Below are 14,863 nucleotides of genomic sequence, written 5' to 3'. Positions count from 1 at the left end.
GGCATGTGTACCCAGTATACCCGCCGAGGCGCCCCGCCATGCAATGCCTGGCCGTCGATGCCTGGCCTTCCCGCTGATCTTCACGCTCACCTGCCCGCTCGCCCGTGCCCGCTAACGAGAACGGCGAGCCAGTGGCTCGCCGTTCGACGGGTTGGGACGATCCCACGGGATGGCTCAGTCGGGATTGGTGTCCTGCGGGGCCTCGGCTTGCGGCTCGGCCTCGGCTTGCGGCTTGGCCTCGGATGTTTCCCCGTCGTCGGCCTGAACGCCCTGCTCCAGTTTATTCAGCTCGCTGCGCCAGGTCTCGAGCTGACCATCCAGACGCTCGAGCTGGGACTGGCGCGTCTCGACCTGGGACTCGATCTCGGCCACCTCCTCGCGACCGACCTTGATGGCAACCTCGAGATCCTTGATCGTCTCGCGGGCCTCGTCGACGGCTGCAGTGGCTTCCTCCAGTTCGCCCTGGGTCGCCTCGAGAGCCTCGGCGGCCTCGTTGCGGCTTGACTCCAGCTCGCTGATCTCCTGCTGGAGGGCATCACGCGCCTCCTGCTTGGCGGCGATCTCGTCATTCAGGCCGGCCAGGGTCTCCTCGGCTGATGCAATCTCTTCCTGCAGGCCCTGGAGTTCGGTCCGCGCCTCGTCACGCTCGGCCATCGCGTCACTGCGCTTCTGCTCGGCCTGCTGGCGGGCTTCTTCGGCTTGCTGGCGTTCCTCTTCAGCGGCCTGACGAGCCTTCTCGGCCTGCTGGAGCGACGCCTGAGCCTCGTCGCGGGCCTGGACAGCCTGCTGCTGCTGCTCCTGGAGGTCCGCGAGCGCCTCTTCGGCCTCGGCAATGCCGGCCTGACGGGTATTCAGCTCACCCTGGGCGGCCTCTACCGCGGCTTGGACCTCCTCCAGTTCCGCGCGGGCTTCCGTCTGCTGCTCCTGCGTCGTCGCGAGCTCCGACTCGGCCGCCTCAAGCTGCTGATCGAGTTCGCTGCGTTGCTCTGCCAGCTCATCGATGTTCCCGGCGGCACTCTGAAGCTCCTCGACGCGACCCGACAGCGATGCGTTCTCGGCCTGCACGGTATCGAGGCGCTCGCGGAGCGACTCCAGTGCCTCGTTGCTGGAACTGGCGCTCGACTGCGCCATCAGCGCCCAGATCAATGCGACCGCCGCCACGGCCGTCAGGCCCTTGACGCGATTATCCTTGAACAGCTCACTCATCGACGTATCCGCCATCGGCGAGTCCCCCTGCATGGTTGGGTGTAGGTCGCCGGCCAGGCATGGCCGGCCATCATCGTCTCGTCTCCCAGCATACACGCCAGACCGGCGACCGCCACCCGAGCGACGCCGCCGCCTTCAACGTCAAGACTCGACCTTGCCGCGCAGGGCCTTGTGGCGTCCACGCTTCTTCTTGCTGTCCAGGCGGCGCTGCTTGGCCCCCTTGCTGGGCCGGGTGGCGATGCGCTTCTTCGGCGCGTACATCACGCTCTTGATCAGCGCCTTGAGCCGCGCCAGGGCCTCGGCGCGATTGCGCTCCTGGGTACGGTGACTCTGGGCCTTGATGATCACTACGCCGTCGCGGGTGATGCGTTGATCGCCCAGCGCCAGCAGCTTCTCCTTGAAGCCCTCGGGCAGGCTGGAGGCGCGAATATCGAAGCGCAGATGGATGGCCGTAGCGACCTTGTTGACGTTCTGGCCGCCGGCGCCTTGGGCACGCACGGCCTGCATCTCGATCTCGTGGTCGGGAATGCTCACCTGGCGCGAGAGTTCCAGCATGCGTTAGCCTTCCGAGGTAAAGAGTGAGTGATAAATTGTCGTGATGAAGAAGATATCACCTCAGTATGCCAGCCAGATCCGGTGCCTGGCGCCCTTGCCGGGGCGGTGGGCGCGCACCGTGACCTCCTCGACCAGCAGGCCGAGGCGGCGCAGCCGCTCGGTGAAGGCCGGGTCCTGCCCCGCCGACCAGACCGCCAGCACCCCGTCGGGGCGCAGCGCCTGCTGGGCCGCGGCGAGCCCTCGGGGCGAATAGAGCCAGTCGTTCTCGCGACGCGTCAGCCCCTCGGGGCCGTTATCCACGTCGAGCATGATGGCGTCGAAGCCGCCGGGCTCGCCGCGCAACAGCTCGCCCACGTCGCCCAGGCTGACCCGGGCACGGGGATCGTCGAGGGGACGCCCGGCGGCCGCCCCGAGGGGACCGCGATTCCATTCCACCACGCCCGGCACCAGCTCGGCGACGACTACCTCGGCATCCTCACCCAGTGCCGCCAGGGCCGCTGCCAGGGTAAAGCCCATACCCAGCCCGCCGACCAGCACACGGACTCCAGAGCGGCCGGCAACTCGCTCACAGGCCAGTTCCGCCAGGGCATCCTCGGAGCCGTGCAGTCGCGTGTTCATCAGATCGCCCGGCGCGCCGACGATGCGGATGGAGAACTCGTCATTGCGCTGCAGCAAGCGCAGCTGGGTACCCTGGCCGGGAATGCTGGCGGTGCCGATCTCTTCGAATTTGGCCATGCTGTCTCGCTGTCACGGGAATGGCTCGACCACCGGAATGGCGCCGAAAGCGCGCATTATGCGCGGGCCACCAGCGACTTGCCATGCAGGCATCACTCCTGCTTGTGCGCCAGCGCCATCAGATAGAGCGCCAGCGCCAGCGCCAGCACCGAGAGCGCCAGGTAGATGGCATCGAGCGGGGTATCGAAGTTGATTCCCACCACCGCGCGGAAAAACTCGATGATCACCGCCAGGATCACCACCCGGGCGATCTTGTCCTTGAGCTGATCGAGGGAACTGACGTTGAAGGGATGGTGGGGATCGCGCCCCTCGGCGGGCTCGATGCGCGAGACGAAGAGCTTGTAGACGCCCAGCGCGAAGATCATCAGCACCAGGGCGATCAGGTAGATGTCCACGGCAACGATGATGTCGGTGACCACGGTCTTGTGGATGTCGGCACCGCCGCTGAGGTAGTGACGCCAGGTATCGGCCACGATCGAGAGTACGTCCAGGCTGGCGATGATGAACAGCACCAGCGCCCCCAGCAGCGCCGGGATCACGGCCATCAGCACCATCAGACGCGAGTGCCACAGGAAGGCCTCGAAGCGTCGCTCGAGTTGACCGCGATGCCTCGGGGGCCGGGGGGCGGGGCGGTGTTCGGGTTCCATGATGGGCTTCTCCTCGATGATGGGGGTCGGCCGACGCGATTGTCGCCGAACATTTGACCCAGGCGCGAAGGATACCCCTATGATGACGCAGGCACACTGGCACGGCAGCCCCGATGACGTCACCCCCCGAAGCCTCCCGACAGTCACTCCTCACCCTGCTGCCGCTGACGCTGCAGTTTCTCTGGCGCGTGCTGTGTGCCTTCCTGCGCAACCGCGGCATCCTCCTGGCCGGCGGGGTCGGCTATAACATCCTGCTCTCCATCGTGCCACTCTTCGCGCTGATGGTCGTGCTCCTGGCCGGCGTGGTCGACCAGCAGCACCTGCTCGAGGTACTGACCATCCAGGCGCGCCATCTGGCGCCCGCCCACGCGGAGGTGCTGCTCGACGCCGTGCGCACCCTGCTCGACTCCCGCGATGTGATCGGCATCCTGGGCTTTCCCGTCCTGCTGCTGTTCAGCTCCTTCGCCTTTCGCATGCTCGAGGATGCCCTGGCGATCATCTTCCATGCGCCCGATACCCACCATCCCCATCGCCGCGTCTGGGTCTCGGTGGCGCTACCCTACGCCTTCATGCTGGTGCTCGGGGCGGGCCTGCTCGCCCTGACCCTGCTGGTCAGCCTGGTCAGCTCGATGAATGCGCTGTGGCTGACGCTGTTCGAACGTGACCTCCCGCTGGCCGGCCTGTCGGGGCCGATGCTCAACCTGACCAGCTTCCTCGGCGTCTTCCTGCTGTTCAGCGCCATCTACAAGGTGCTGCCGGTGGTCAAGATCGCCCTGCGCCGCGCCGTGGTGGGCGGCTTCGTCGCCGCCCTGCTGTGGGAGGGCGTGCGCCTGCTGCTGGTGTTCTATTTCGCCAACATCTCGCTGGTCAACGCGGTCTACGGCTCCCTGGCGACGCTGGTCGTGGTGCTGCTGAGCCTGGAGGTGGGCGCCATCATCCTGCTGCTCGGTGCCCAGGTCATCGCCGAGCTGGAGCGCAACGCCCGTCTCGGCCTCGCCTGGTACATCGACCCCCGTCGCCAGGCGGTGACCCACGTGGATTGACGCCCTCGCCGGCGAGGGCTGCTCAGCCCGTCGCCTGGCGCATAAGCCGGTATGGCTCAGAGACAGACCGGCTCGGAAAGTGGCTAAGAAGATGGATCAGAAAGTAGAGAGCCCGGTGGCCTCCATGATCCGATAGCGCATCCATTGCCAGGTCGAGGCGTCGTCATGGGCCGCGAAGGGCTCGCTGGTGATCCGCTGCGGGGTCGAGTGCCAGCGACGCGCGAAGAAGGCCGAGGCATCGACCAGGGCCTGGGTCTCGGCGGGCCCCACCAGGCGCACGCTGGTCTCCAGGTTCAGGTCGTCCAGGTTGCGCCGGGTGAAGTTGGCCGACCCCAGGATCATCTCGGCCTCGCCACCGGCACTGTCGGGTCGACGCAGCAGCAGCTTGCTGTGGCACTGCTCGCCCTCGGTGGCGCACCAGCGCACCGGCACCCCGGCGGCATGAAGCTCGCGCGCCACCGGCCGGTTGGGAATGCCGCCCTTTTCGATCCCGAAGGCATTGCGATTGGGGTCGAGCAGCACCCGCAAGGCCACGCCGCGCCGCTGGGCCGCCACCAGCGCCTCGATCAGTTCCCGATGCGCCAGGTAGAAGACGGCGACATCCAGACGATCGCCCGGATGACTGGCCTCGATGGCCGCCAGCAGCGCCTCGCGGATGGCCCCCTCGGTGAGGACCTGCATCCTGGCTCCCTCGACCGGGGCCGGCGGGGCGGCCAAGGCCCCGGGACCCGGCAGGCTGACACCCGACCAGCGCGCCACCGGACGCTCCGAGGCCAACAGGTCCAGCGCCGCCGCCCCCTCGAAGCGCAGCGCCACGTTGCCGTGCCGACTGCTGGCATCATGGGGATTGGCCGAGGTGACCAGCCCCGACCAGCCAACTCCCCGATCGACGACCAGGGTCTTGCGATGGTTGGCGTTGAAGTTGAGCAGGGCCAGGTAGCTGCGCAGCGGCACCTGCCCCGGGCCCAGGGGATTGGGCAGCCAGCCGCCCTCGCGGTGATTACCGAGCCAGCGTGGTCCCAGGTGCCAGGCGCCCGACCAGAGCGGGTTCGAGGCCCGCAGCCGCGTCAGATCCGTCACGACCACCCTGACGCCGGCCTCGCGCAATCGCTCGAGATGCGCAGGCTCGAGGCCGCCGTAGAGGGTGTTGAGCGGGTCGGTGATGACCACGGCCTCGAGCGTCGGACGCTGCGCCCTGCGCTCGACCAGGGCATCGGTGAGCTCCGCCGACAGGGGCTGGAAGTCCTGGCCGTCGGTGGCGCCGGCGAAATCGTTGAACAGGAACATGTCCAGCACCACCAGGCGCTCGGCCTGGCCGATCAGCGCCATCACCTCGCCGAAGATCCGGCGACGGGCATGTCGCTCACCGGACGGGGCGTACCAGGTCTCGTCGGCGAGGAAACGCACCCCCTGGACGGGACGCTCGGGAAAGGCCCGTCCGAGCCCTTCCGGCAGCGGCTTGTAGCGCTGCCAGGCGCCCATGGCAAGCCATGCCGCCAGCAGCGCCGTCACGATCCATAATAGCCACATTCGGCGCCTCCCTTTCCCTCGGTCTTCCACGCCGTCTATCCCTCGGCTTCTGCCCAGGCACTGCCTGACCACCATGACGCCTTCGCCATCCATGCCGCTGAATGCGGCGACGACCCGCCAGCATAGCGAGCGGCCGCCGCAAACGCACTACGCCCGGCCGGGGCCGGGCGCAGCAGACGGTTAGGATATCCGCCTCAGCCCTGGCGGTGCCGCCGGCGACGCCGCACCAGGCGTGCCAGGGGCACCAGCGCGGCGAGCCCCAGGGCACTGATCGCCAGCACCGCCAGCATCGCCGGGCTGCCGGTATGGGCATGGACATCGGGAGCACCGTGGCCCGAGTGCGCCAGGGCCAAGGGGGTCGAGAGCAGGCTCGCGGCGAGGACGGGCAAGGTCCGATAAGTGCGAAGGGTCATGGGGAGGTCTCCAGGAAGTGGCGGACAGGGTCAGGCGACGGTGGATCGGGCGCGCCAGCTCGTGAGGCGCTGGTCTTTCACGCGGGGGCGGCGTCGCGCCCGGTGGTGATCGAGGACTTCGGGCGGCGCTCGGCGAGCATGCCGCGGTCGAGGATGAAGGCGATGATCTCCTCCAGGCCGACGCCGTCGTAGAGGTTGGCGAAGACGAAGGGGCGCTCGCCGCGCATCTTTCGCGAGTCGCGCTCCATGACCGCCAGCGAAGCGTGGACCTGCTCGGCGATATCGATCTTGTTGATGATCAGCAGGTCCGACTTGGTGATGCCCGGCCCGCCCTTGCGCGGGATCTTGTCGCCGGCGGAGACATCGATGACATAGAGGGTCAGGTCGGACAGCTCCGGGCTGAAGGTCGCCGAGAGGTTGTCGCCACCGGACTCCACCAGCACCAGCTCGAGCCCCGGATGGCGGGCCTGCAGGTCGTCGATGGCGGCGAGGTTCATGGAGGCATCCTCGCGGATCGCCGTGTGCGGACAGCCGCCAGTTTCCACGCCGAGGATCCGGTCCGCCGGCAGGGCCTCGTGCTCGAGCAGGAAGTCGGCATCCTCGCGGGTATAGATATCGTTGGTGACCACGGCGATGTCGTAGTGGTCGCGCAGGGCCCGGCAGAGCTGCTTGAGCAGGGCCGTCTTGCCGGAGCCCACCGGGCCGCCGACGCCGATTCGCAGGCAATGGGTCATGTCGTTTCTCCTCTTGCACTCTTTAGTCGTTATCTTGTCGGCACGGGCGACTCACTGGACTCACCACGCCACACGCCCGGCCTTGTTTGGCGCTAACTTCTGAACAGCCGTGAGTACTGGGTCTCATGAAGGGCGCTGGCCAGGGCCAGGCCCGGCAGTGCCGGCCCCAGGGCGTCGTCCTCGAGCGCCAGGGCCGCGTCCACGGCGACTACCAGCGCCGGACGCAATCGTTCTATCAGGCGCTGCGCCGCGGTATGGCCGAGCGGCAGGGCCTTGCAGGCCACCGCCAGCTGGTTCTCCAGCCAGGCCCAGGCGAAGCCCAGCAGCGCCTGGCGCACCGGCACGCCGCGCACGTGGGCCGTCCAGGCGAAGACCGTGACGTAGCCGGGCTCGCTCGGCAGTGCCGGTGACTCGTTCGCGGGGCCACCGGGCAGCAGCGCGAGGCTGCCGAGTAAGCGCACCAGGGCGGCGCCCAGGCGACGATCCTCGGCGGCGAGTTCCGCGGTCTCGCGGTTGGCGGCGAGCCAGGCGTCCCACTCGGCGATGGCCTCGCCGTCCGCCTCCTGCCAGGCTCGGCCGAGGCGCGCCAGGGCCGGCAGTTCGCAGCGGGTCAGGCCGTCCTCGAGCACCCCCTCGAGCCAGGCGCCGAGGCTCGCCTCGTCCGACACCCAGCCCAGTTCGAAGGCGCTCTCGAGTCCCTGGGAGAAGGCGAAGGCGCCGATGGGCAGGGCCGGGCTGACCAGCTGCAAGAGGCCCAGCAGCGCCAGGTCATCGTCCTGGGCCACCATCGCCGGCCCCTCAGTAGGCATGGTCATGATCGTGGCCGTGGTGATGAGGATGATGCCCATCGCCCTCCCCCGCGTGGGCGTGGGAGGGGGCGTGTGAATAGGCTCCCGGCTCGGGATCGAAGGGCGCCTCGTGGCGTTCGAGCCGTGCGCCCAGACGCTCGGCCAGGGCCTCGAGGACATGATCCGGCGGGAAGCGGACGTAGCTGCCGTGGCGGTCCTCGCCCAGCGCCAGCTGCACGTGCCGGTTGCCCAGGTGGTAGGCCAGTCGCGCCAGGGGCAGTCCTGCTGCAGTGCGGGCGGTGACCACCGGCTCCACGGCGGCACGAATGCGCACCACCTCGCCGCTTTCGGCGCGCAGTCCCTCGCCATCCCGCAGCACCGGGCCACGGTCCAGGAACAGTCCGAGTTCGCGCCCACTATCGCTCGTCGCCTTGAGCCGGCCCAGCACGCGCCGCGCATAGGGCAACGTAAGAGTTTCTGAAGCCTGGCTCGCCTCGATGGGGCCCAGGCGTTCTGTCAGTTTCAGCATCATTCTCTTGGCTCCTCGGACATTCCGGCTGGGGGCCGTCTGTTTTTTCTTCCAGCTTCCAGCTTTCGGCTTACAGCTTGCGCCGGAGGCGCGCTAGAACAGGTGGTAGCGCTGCGCCAACGGCAGCTCTGTTGCCGGCTCGCAGGTCAGCAGCTCGCCATCGCAGCGCACCTCGTAGGTCTGCGGATCGACGCGGAGCTCGGGGCAGGCGTCGTTGAGCTTCATGTCGGCCTTGCGCACGCCGCGCACGTCCCGACAGGCACTGAGCGGGCTCTTCAGGCCGAGCCTCTCCTTGATGCCGGCCGCCAGCGCCGCCTGACTGACGAAGGTCAAACGGGTCTGGCTCACCGCCCCGCCGAAGGCGCCGAACATGGGGCGGTAGTGAACCGGCTGGGGTGTCGGGATCGAAGCGTTGGGGTCGCCCATGGGCGCAGCGGCGATCATGCCTCCCTTGAGGATCAGCGCCGGCTTGGTGCCAAAGAAGGCCGGCTTCCAGAGCACCAGGTCGGCGAGCTTGCCCACCTCGATAGAGCCCACCTCATGCGCGATGCCGTGGGTGATGGCGGGGTTGATGGTGGTCTTGGCGATATAGCGCCTCGCCCGGACATTATCGGCCCCGCGCGCCTCGTCCTCCGCCAGCAGCCCGCGCTGGACCTTCATCTTGTGGGCCGTCTGCCAGGTCCGGCAGATCACCTCGCCGACTCGCCCCATGGCCTGGGAGTCCGAGGCGATCATCGAGATCACGCCCAGGTCCTGGAGGATGTCCTCGGCGGCGATGGTCTCGCGGCGGATGCGCGAGTCGGCGAAGGCCACGTCCTCGGGAATGTTGGGGTCCAGATGGTGGCACACCATCAGCATGTCGAGGTGTTCGTCGATGGTGTTAACGGTATAAGGACGCGTCGGGTTGGTCGACGACGGCAGCACGTAGGGCTTGGCGCAGGCGGTGAGGATGTCCGGCGCATGGCCGCCGCCGGCGCCCTCGGTGTGGTAGGTGTGAATGCCACGCTCCTTGAAGGCGGCCAGGGTGTCCTCGACGAAGCCCGATTCGTTCAGGGTGTCGGTATGGATCGCCACCTGGACGTCGTAGCGGTCCGCCACGGAGAGGCAGGCATCGATGGACGCCGGCGTGGTCCCCCAATCCTCGTGGAGCTTCAAGCCCATGGCGCCGGCCTCGAGCTGAGCCTCCAGCGCCCCGGGCAGGCTGGCGTTGCCCTTGCCGAGCAGGCCGATGTTCATGGGCAGGTCATCCACCGCCTGGAGCATCTTGCCGAGGTGCCAGGCCCCTGGCGTGCAGGTGGTGGCATTCGACCCGGTGGCCGGCCCCGTGCCGCCGCCGAGCATGGTGGTGATGCCGCTGGCGAGCGCCTCCTCCACCTGCTGCGGGCAGATGAAGTGGATATGGGCATCGATGCCGCCGGCGGTGAGGATCTTGCCCTCCCCGGCGATCACCTCGGTGCCGGGGCCGATGACGATCTCCACGTCCGGCTGGGTATCGGGGTTGCCGGCCTTGCCGATGGCCGCGACACGCCCGGCCTGGAGGCCCACGTCGGCCTTGACGATGCCCCACCAGTCGAGGATCAGGGCATTGGTGATCACGGTATCCATGACCGCCGCGTCGTGGCGCTGGCTCTGCCCCATGCCGTCGCGGATCACCTTGCCGCCGCCGAACTTCACTTCCTCACCGTAGTGGGTGGCATCGCGCTCCACCTCGATCCACAGGTCGGTATCACCCAGGCGCACCCGGTCGCCTGTCGTGGGACCGTACATGTCGGCATAGGCCTGACGGCTGATTTTATTTGGAGAGTTGTTGGGAGAGGTCATGACGGGTCTCCTTGAGCTGCGTCGCCGTCGAGCGCTCCCATCACCTCTCCGCGAAAGCCGTAGATGCGGCGCTCCCCGACATAGGGAATCAGCGTCACCTCACGACGCTGACCGGGCTCGAAGCGGATCGCCGTGCCGGCGGCCACGTCCAGCCGGTAGCCCCGCGTGCGCTCGCGATCGAAACTCAGGGCCGGGTTGGCCTCGGCGAAGTGATAGTGGGAACCGACCTGGATCGGCCGGTCGCCGGTGTTGGCGACCTCGACGGTGATGCGTTCGCGCCCCGCACAGAGGTCGATCTCATCGTTCTGCAACTGGTACTCACCGGGAATCATCAGCACTCCCTCCTGTAATGTTGAAAACTGCGCGAGCGCAGCCAGTTTTCAGACGATGGGCGTCTGCACGGTGACCAGCTTGGTCCCGTCCGGGAAGGTGGCCTCGACCTGCACCTCGTCGACCATCTCCGCGACGCCGTCCATCACGTCATCGCGGGTCAGCACCTCGCGCCCGTGGCTCATGAGCTCCGCGACGCTGCGCCCGTCGCGGGCGCCCTCGAGGATCTCGCAGCTGATCAGCGCGATCGCTTCGGGGTAGTTGAGCTTGAGGCCGCGTGCGCGCCGTCGCTCGGCCAGCAGGCCGGCGGTGAAGAGCAGCAGCTTGTCCTTGTCTCTGGGGGTCAGTTCCACGGGCGTTGCTCCTTAAACATGTCGTTTTCATTCGATGCTCAGCCTGTCGCTACCTGGCTGGCAGAGCGGCGCTCCGCGCCTGGAAGCTGGAAGCTCGAAGAAACCCCCTTGACCAGATGAACGATCTCTTCCAGCTTCTAGCTTCAAGCTTCCGGCTGTTGTCAGGTCAACCAGATCCTCGGGGTGTGGGCCGGCTGGCCGAGCAGGCGCGGCCGCAGGATCGACCAGGCCAGACAACACAGCTGCCAGGCCTCGTTACGTTCCGCGCCCAGGTAGCGCAGCAGCAGCACGCCGTGGCGTACCGTCACCGCCCAGTGCGGGCCCTCCGGCAGGCCCTCGCGCAGCGCGTCTACCGCCCCCGCCGCGTCCTCGAGCCCGACGGCCCAGAGCGTGGCCTGCACGCTGGCGCCCCCCTGCCCCCAGCGGCCGACGAAGCGCGGATGGCGGGGATCCAGCGGCTGGCGCTCCAGCCACAGCGGTCGTCCGTTGCGAGTGAGGTGGAAACGCTGCTCGATGCGGCCGCTCTGGAAGGGCAGCGCACTCGCCGGGCGACCCAGGGCCATCACCTCCCAGCCCAGGCAACGCGACGTCTCCCCCAGCGCGATGGTGGTGCACTGCTCGCCCCGCGAACCGTCGAACGCCAGGGTCTCCTGAGGCAGCCACTCGAGCACGCCCTGATCGGCGACCTCCAGCCGGGTATGCTGCCGCCAGGCGACGCCATGGCTATCGGCACGGTAGAGCTTGTTGGCGGCCGGGGTCGTCAGCAGGGCATGGGCGCCCGGCTCGACCCGGGCGGTGATGGTCAGGGCGTCGCCGCTGACCAGGCCGCCGGGCGGATGCAGCAGGTAGGCGTGGCAGGCGCCGGGGCGGCCTTCCGCATGACGGCCCTCGGGGTGAAAGGGGCGCTGGACCCGCAGCGGCCCGAGATGGCGACACCGCGTCATGCGGGTCACGCCATCCCGGGGCGCGAAGGCCAGGTCCAGCGAGGCCGCCCAGCGGCGATCCGCATCGAAACGGTGGCCGGACTCGATCGGCGGGGGGGCATCCGGGGATGTCTCGAAGGCGGTCATGGGTCACTCATAGCCAGGGTTCTCTTCCCTAGCAGGAGCAAGGGATGTACCAGAATGGGGAATCCCGATTTTTCTCCATTACATTCAACATCTTGACGGAGTTATCCGGCAATCAGAGAAGCCCCTCCCCGTCCTATCGGGGTGCAGCCGACACGCCTCGCCGCCCCCTCAAGGTGCAGACGCCCGGGCGATCGGTCCAAAAATGCGCAAGTGCCCTTTCTCCTTGCTCCTTGCTCCTTGCTCCTTGCTCCTTGCTCCTTGCTCCTTGCTCCTTGCTCCTTGCTCCTCGGCGCTCGGCGCTCGGCGCTCGGCGCTCGGCGCTTCAGAAGCTAGACCGTGAGGTGCTCGCGAATCAGCGCCTCGGAGAGCTCGCCGATCTCGCCGCGCGCCATGGGGCGGCCTCGATCCATGATCACGAAGCGGTCGGCGTACTTACGGGCGAAGGGCAGCTTCTGCTCCACCAGCAGCACCGTCAGGCCGTCTTCGCGGATCAGCCGGCGGATCACCTCGCCGATCTGGGTGACGATGTTGGGCTGGATGCCCTCCCCCGGCTCGTCGAGGATCAGCAGCCGAGGCTCGAGCACCAGCGCCCGGCCGATGGCCAACTGCTGCTGCTGGCCGCCGGAGAGATCGCCCCCGCGGCGGTGCTTCATCTCCTCGAGCACCGGAAAGAGCTCATAGACCCGTTCGGGGATGCACTTGAGGCCATCGCCGCGCGCCGCCAGGCCGGTGCGCAGGTTCTCCTCGACGGTGAGCAGCGGGAAGATCTGGCGCCCCTGGGGCACGTAGCCGATGCCCAGTCGCGGGCGATCCTCGACCCGGCAGCGGGTCAGCTCCACGTCGTCGGCATAGCGGATGCTGCCGGAGGCCACCGCCACCTCGCCCATGATCGACTTCATCAGGGTGGTCTTGCCCACCCCGTTGCGTCCCATCACGCAGGTGCACTGGCCGGTGGGCACCTCGAGGTCCAGGTCCCAGAGCGTGTGGCTCTCGCCGTAGTACTGGTCGAGCGACTCGATCGCGAGCATCAGGCGGCCTCCTCATCGGGGTCGGCGCCGAGGTAGACCTCGACGACCCGGGGATCCTTCGAGACCTCATCCATGCTGCCCTCGGCCAGCACGCTGCCCTGGTGCAGCACCGTCACGGTGCGGGCGATGGAGCGCACGAAGCCCATGTCGTGCTCGACCACCACCACGGACTGCTTGCCCTTGCCGGCCAGCCCCGTGAGCAGCTCGGCGGTGCGCTCCATCTCCTGCTCGGTCATGCCGGCCACCGGCTCATCGACCAGCAGCAGGCGGGGACGCTGCATCAGCAGCATGCCGATCTCCAGCCACTGCTTCTGGCCGTGGGACAGGATGCCGGCCAGGCGGTGGCGGAGCTCGGTGAGCCCGATGGTGGTGAGGACCTCCTCGATGCGGTCGCGGATCTCGCCGGTCAGACGCGCGGTGAGCGTGGGCAGGATGCGCTTGTCGGCCGCCATGGCGAGCTCGAGGTTCTCGAACACCGTCAAGGCCTCGAACACCGTGGGCTTCTGGAACTTGCGCCCGATGCCGAGACTCGCGATCTCGGGCTCGCTCTTGGCCAGCAGGTTGTGGCGGCTGCCGAACCAGACCGAGCCGCAATCGGGACGGGTCTTGCCGGTGATGATGTCCATCATGGTGGTCTTGCCGGCGCCGTTGGGGCCGATGATGCAGCGCAGCTCGCCGTCGTCGATGGTCAGGTCGAGGTCGTTGATCGCCTTGAAGCCATCGAAGCTGACGGTGACGCCCTCCAGGTAGAGGATCGGGCCGTGGCGTACGTCCACCGGCGAGGCCGCCGGTATCAGGAAATCGAAGACCCGGTCACGGTCGGCCAGGGAATTCAGGAAACTCATGCGGACACCTCCCTGGGTGCAGGGGATTCGGGGGATGACGGGCGTGTCGAGGGGCGGCGGCGCAGGCGATAGGCCAGCAGGCCGGCGATGCCCTTGGGCAGCAGCACCGTGACCAGCACGAACATGCCGCCGAGTGCGAACAGCCAGGCATCCGGCATCACCCCGGTGAACACCGTCTTGGCATAGTTGACGAGTATCGCCCCGATGACCGCGCCATAGAGGGTCGCGCGCCCGCCCAGCGCCACCCAGAGCACGATCTCGATGGAGAAGATCGGCGAGAACTCGCCGGGATTGATGATGCCCACCTGGGGCACGTAGAGCGCTCCGGCGACGCCGGCCAGCATGGCCGAGACCACGAAGACGAACAGCTGGAAGCGCTCGACCCGATAGCCGAGGAAGCGGGTCCGCGCCTCGGCATCCCGGGTGGCCACGCAGACGCGTCCGAGCTTGCTGGCGACGATGGCCCGGCACAGCACGTAGCCCACGGCCAGGGCCATCCCGGTGGCCAGGAACAGGCCCAGGCGGGTGGCGTCGCTTCTCAGGTCGAAGCCCAGCAGTTCCTTGAAGTCCGTCAGGCCATTGTTGCCGCCGAAGCCCATCTCGTTGCGGAAGAAGGCCAGCATCAACGCGAAGGTCAGGGCCTGGGTGATGATCGACAGGTAGACCCCGGTGACCCGCGAGCGGAAGGCCAGGAAGCCGAACACCAGCGCCAGCAATCCCGGCACCAGCATCACCATCAGGAAGGCGAACCAGGCCATGTCGAAGCCCAGCCAGTACCAGGGCAGCGCGTCCCAGTCGAGGAACACCATGAAGTCCGGCAGCAGCGGATCGCCATAGACGCCGCGATCACCGATCTGGCGCATCAGGTACATGCCCATGGCATAGCCGCCCAGGGCGAAGAAGGCCCCGTGCCCGAGGCTCAGGATGCCGAGATACCCCCACACCAGGTCCACGGCCACCGCCAGCAGCGCATAGCTCAGGTACTTGCCGAGCAGCGTCACGGTGTAGGTCGAGACATGCAGCGGATGCTGTGCCGGCAGGGCCAGGTTGAGCAGCGTCACCAACGCCAGGGCCGCGAGCAGGATGCCCAGGAAGAGCCGGGTCGCGGGTTCACGGAATGGCCGGGTAAGCCACGAGTTCGAGGCATGCATGGATCAGCCCCTGACGGATCCCCACGAACTACGGCTATCCGTTGCATAAAGCCTGCCCCCTGACCTCCTCCTGAAGGCTTGCTTG

Annotated in this window: 17 protein-coding genes; 1 reads left to right on the top strand and 16 read right to left on the bottom strand. The window is 67.9% G+C overall.

Features of this window, described 5'->3' with window-relative positions; translation table 11 throughout:
• Positions 1-174 precede the first annotated feature (174 nt).
• From FEI13_RS16530 to FEI13_RS16515, 4 genes are all read right to left on the bottom strand, one after another.
• Positions 175-1,206, bottom strand: coding sequence for a coiled-coil domain-containing protein (locus tag FEI13_RS16530; RefSeq protein ID WP_138182617.1), 1,032 nt, complete (start codon positions 1,204-1,206; stop codon positions 175-177).
• Positions 1,207-1,347: 141 nt separating this feature from the next.
• Complete coding sequence (gene arfB, locus FEI13_RS16525) at positions 1,348-1,761, bottom strand: alternative ribosome rescue aminoacyl-tRNA hydrolase ArfB (protein ID WP_138182616.1); 414 nt, start codon at positions 1,759-1,761, stop codon at positions 1,348-1,350.
• Between the two features lie 60 nt (positions 1,762-1,821).
• A complete protein-coding gene (locus FEI13_RS16520; protein ID WP_138182615.1) occupies positions 1,822-2,496 on the bottom strand; it encodes a polyamine aminopropyltransferase in 675 nt (224 codons plus the stop codon).
• A 92-nt stretch (positions 2,497-2,588) separates the two neighbouring features.
• Positions 2,589-3,143: a YqhA family protein gene (locus tag FEI13_RS16515; RefSeq protein WP_138182614.1), complete on the bottom strand. Its 555-nt coding sequence runs from the start codon at positions 3,141-3,143 to the stop codon at positions 2,589-2,591.
• Positions 3,144-3,256: 113 nt separating this feature from the next.
• Here FEI13_RS16515 and FEI13_RS16510 point away from each other — a divergent pair, with 113 nt between their 5' ends.
• Positions 3,257-4,186, top strand: a complete 930-nt coding sequence (locus tag FEI13_RS16510) for a YihY/virulence factor BrkB family protein (RefSeq protein ID WP_138182613.1) — start codon at positions 3,257-3,259, stop codon at positions 4,184-4,186.
• Positions 4,187-4,282: 96 nt separating this feature from the next.
• Here FEI13_RS16510 and FEI13_RS16505 read toward each other — a convergent pair whose 3' ends face one another.
• The 12 genes from FEI13_RS16505 to urtC form a co-directional block, all read right to left on the bottom strand.
• Entirely contained in the window at positions 4,283-5,716 is a 1,434-nt protein-coding gene (locus FEI13_RS16505) for a phospholipase D family protein (protein ID WP_138182612.1), read from the bottom strand.
• A 194-nt stretch (positions 5,717-5,910) separates the two neighbouring features.
• The gene (locus FEI13_RS16500) at positions 5,911-6,129 is read right to left on the bottom strand and encodes a hypothetical protein (protein WP_138182611.1); all 219 of its coding nucleotides are present in this window, start codon (positions 6,127-6,129) and stop codon (positions 5,911-5,913) included.
• A gap of 77 nt (positions 6,130-6,206) precedes the next feature.
• Positions 6,207-6,863 (bottom strand): urease accessory protein UreG, encoded by a 657-nt coding sequence (gene ureG, locus FEI13_RS16495; RefSeq protein WP_138182610.1) that lies wholly within the window; start codon positions 6,861-6,863, stop codon positions 6,207-6,209.
• Between the two features lie 92 nt (positions 6,864-6,955).
• Positions 6,956-7,672: an urease accessory protein UreF gene (locus FEI13_RS16490; protein WP_193555751.1), complete on the bottom strand. Its 717-nt coding sequence runs from the start codon at positions 7,670-7,672 to the stop codon at positions 6,956-6,958.
• Positions 7,662-8,180: an urease accessory protein UreE gene (gene ureE, locus FEI13_RS16485; RefSeq protein ID WP_138182640.1), complete on the bottom strand. Its 519-nt coding sequence runs from the start codon at positions 8,178-8,180 to the stop codon at positions 7,662-7,664. The genes FEI13_RS16490 and ureE overlap by 11 nt, the downstream gene beginning before the upstream one ends.
• Positions 8,181-8,273: 93 nt before the next feature.
• Positions 8,274-10,001, bottom strand: coding sequence for an urease subunit alpha (gene ureC, locus FEI13_RS16480; RefSeq protein ID WP_138182608.1), 1,728 nt, complete (start codon positions 9,999-10,001; stop codon positions 8,274-8,276).
• Complete coding sequence (locus FEI13_RS16475; RefSeq protein ID WP_138182607.1) at positions 9,998-10,333, bottom strand: urease subunit beta; 336 nt, start codon at positions 10,331-10,333, stop codon at positions 9,998-10,000. Before FEI13_RS16475 ends, ureC begins: the two co-directional genes overlap by 4 nt.
• Before the next feature lie 48 nt (positions 10,334-10,381).
• A complete protein-coding gene (gene ureA / locus FEI13_RS16470) occupies positions 10,382-10,684 on the bottom strand; it encodes an urease subunit gamma (RefSeq protein ID WP_138182606.1) in 303 nt (100 codons plus the stop codon).
• 161 nt (positions 10,685-10,845) lie between these two features.
• Positions 10,846-11,754, bottom strand: coding sequence for an urease accessory protein UreD (locus tag FEI13_RS16465; protein ID WP_138182605.1), 909 nt, complete (start codon positions 11,752-11,754; stop codon positions 10,846-10,848).
• 329 nt (positions 11,755-12,083) lie between these two features.
• Positions 12,084-12,782, bottom strand: a complete 699-nt coding sequence (urtE, locus tag FEI13_RS16460) for an urea ABC transporter ATP-binding subunit UrtE (protein WP_138182604.1) — start codon at positions 12,780-12,782, stop codon at positions 12,084-12,086.
• Positions 12,782-13,627 (bottom strand): urea ABC transporter ATP-binding protein UrtD, encoded by an 846-nt coding sequence (gene urtD / locus FEI13_RS16455; protein ID WP_138182603.1) that lies wholly within the window; start codon positions 13,625-13,627, stop codon positions 12,782-12,784. Before urtD ends, urtE begins: the two co-directional genes overlap by 1 nt.
• Entirely contained in the window at positions 13,624-14,778 is a 1,155-nt protein-coding gene (urtC, locus tag FEI13_RS16450) for an urea ABC transporter permease subunit UrtC (RefSeq protein ID WP_138182602.1), read from the bottom strand. The genes urtD and urtC overlap by 4 nt, the downstream gene beginning before the upstream one ends.
• Positions 14,779-14,863: the final 85 nt, after the last annotated feature.

This window comes from Halomonas urmiana (assembly GCF_005780185.1).
In the GTDB taxonomy this organism is placed as follows: Bacteria; Pseudomonadota; Gammaproteobacteria; order Pseudomonadales; family Halomonadaceae; genus Halomonas; species Halomonas urmiana.
This window is presented reverse-complemented; position numbering and strand designations above follow the sequence as displayed.

Bases quoted from the DNA above. Each gene is read 5' to 3' on its own strand.
- FEI13_RS16530 (WP_138182617.1), bottom strand. From the start codon at position 1,206: ATGAGTGAGCTGTTCAAGGATAATCGCGTCAAGGGCCTGACGGCCGTG.
- arfB (WP_138182616.1), bottom strand. From the start codon at position 1,761: ATGCTGGAACTCTCGCGCCAGGTGAGCATTCCCGACCACGAGATCGAG.
- FEI13_RS16520 (WP_138182615.1), bottom strand. From the start codon at position 2,496: ATGGCCAAATTCGAAGAGATCGGCACCGCCAGCATTCCCGGCCAGGGT.
- FEI13_RS16515 (WP_138182614.1), bottom strand. From the start codon at position 3,143: ATGGAACCCGAACACCGCCCCGCCCCCCGGCCCCCGAGGCATCGCGGT.
- FEI13_RS16510 (WP_138182613.1), top strand. From the start codon at position 3,257: ATGACGTCACCCCCCGAAGCCTCCCGACAGTCACTCCTCACCCTGCTG.
- FEI13_RS16505 (WP_138182612.1), bottom strand. From the start codon at position 5,716: ATGTGGCTATTATGGATCGTGACGGCGCTGCTGGCGGCATGGCTTGCC.
- FEI13_RS16500 (WP_138182611.1), bottom strand. From the start codon at position 6,129: ATGACCCTTCGCACTTATCGGACCTTGCCCGTCCTCGCCGCGAGCCTG.
- ureG (WP_138182610.1), bottom strand. From the start codon at position 6,863: ATGACCCATTGCCTGCGAATCGGCGTCGGCGGCCCGGTGGGCTCCGGC.
- FEI13_RS16490 (WP_193555751.1), bottom strand. From the start codon at position 7,672: ATGCCTACTGAGGGGCCGGCGATGGTGGCCCAGGACGATGACCTGGCG.
- ureE (WP_138182640.1), bottom strand. From the start codon at position 8,180: ATGCTGAAACTGACAGAACGCCTGGGCCCCATCGAGGCGAGCCAGGCT.
- ureC (WP_138182608.1), bottom strand. From the start codon at position 10,001: ATGACCTCTCCCAACAACTCTCCAAATAAAATCAGCCGTCAGGCCTAT.
- FEI13_RS16475 (WP_138182607.1), bottom strand. From the start codon at position 10,333: ATGATTCCCGGTGAGTACCAGTTGCAGAACGATGAGATCGACCTCTGT.
- FEI13_RS16465 (WP_138182605.1), bottom strand. From the start codon at position 11,754: ATGACCGCCTTCGAGACATCCCCGGATGCCCCCCCGCCGATCGAGTCC.
- urtE (WP_138182604.1), bottom strand. From the start codon at position 12,782: ATGCTCGCGATCGAGTCGCTCGACCAGTACTACGGCGAGAGCCACACG.
- urtD (WP_138182603.1), bottom strand. From the start codon at position 13,627: ATGAGTTTCCTGAATTCCCTGGCCGACCGTGACCGGGTCTTCGATTTC.
- urtC (WP_138182602.1), bottom strand. From the start codon at position 14,778: ATGCATGCCTCGAACTCGTGGCTTACCCGGCCATTCCGTGAACCCGCG.